Consider the following 967-nt stretch of genomic DNA (forward strand, 5'->3'; position numbering starts at 1 on the left):
ATTCAGCACATCATAGATCTTGCGCATCTGCTCGCCGATCATGTCGCATTGCTCCGGCGTCGACTGGCTCATCGCCTTCTCGATCAGCGCCATATGCACTTTCAGCGCCTGCATCAGCAGCTCCTCGCCGGCCTCGGTGAGCGCGAGCCGCAGGATGCGCTTGTCCTTCTCGTCGCCTTCGCGACGCAGCAGGCCACGCGCTTCCAGCTGCGGCAACAGCATGGTGATGTTGGAGCGGCCGACGAGCAGCTTGCGGGCAAGATCGTGCTGCGACATTCCGGGGTGGCGATAGAGGTTCATCAGCACGTCGAGCTGCGCCGGCTTCAAATCGAGCGGCGCAAGTTTCACCGCCAGCGTGCGCTCAAGCACATGGCAGGCGCGCGCCACCGCGACCCAGTTGCGGAAACGCGGGTTGTCCCAAGGCAGCTCTTGTTTATTGTTCATCTTTGAACTATTATGTTCATGCTTGAACGTATGGATGGATTCTCACTATGGCATCATTCGGGCTGAAGGTCATCCGGGGCGTGTTCGGTGCGGCAGAGCGTGTCGCGCCGCGGCTCAGCGGACGCGCGGCGTTCGAATTGTTCTGCCGCACCCCGAATGTCAAGGCGCTCAGCGATGGCGAGCGCCGCGCTGTCGAGCGTGCGACGGGGTTCATGACCGAGGCGCGTCATCACCGGCTGAAGACCGCGACCGGCTGCGTCATGGTGCACGAGTTCCGGCCCGAGCCGGGCAGGGCGGCCGTCGGCACGGTGCTCGTCGTCCATGGCTGGCGCTCGCGCACCGAATATATGCGCGCCTTGATCGAAGGCTATCGCGCCGCCGGCTACAGGGTCGTTTCGCTCGACCTGCCTGGCCACGGCCAGTCGCAGGGCCGGCGCCTGAACATGGTCAATGCGGTGGATGCGGTGCGGGTTGCCGGCGAATGGTTCGGCCCGTTCGCGGCGGCGGTTGGCCATTCCTTCGG

At 64.3% G+C, this 967-nt stretch carries 2 protein-coding genes; one reads left to right on the forward strand and one right to left on the reverse strand.

The features are described 5' to 3' along the window. Window positions 1-444 (reverse strand): MarR family transcriptional regulator (locus EN969_RS32875; protein WP_164758747.1); only part of this gene is annotated, 444 nt, incomplete at its 3' end. A gap of 47 nt (window positions 445-491) precedes the next feature. Here EN969_RS32875 and EN969_RS32880 point away from each other — a divergent pair. Then, a partial coding sequence (locus tag EN969_RS32880; RefSeq protein WP_127419827.1) for an alpha/beta fold hydrolase occupies window positions 492-967 on the forward strand: 476 nt, incomplete at its 3' end.

The sequence above is a fragment of the Mesorhizobium sp. M7A.F.Ca.CA.003.01.2.1 genome (assembly GCF_003998945.1).
Lineage (GTDB): Bacteria > Pseudomonadota > Alphaproteobacteria > Rhizobiales > Rhizobiaceae > Mesorhizobium > Mesorhizobium ciceri.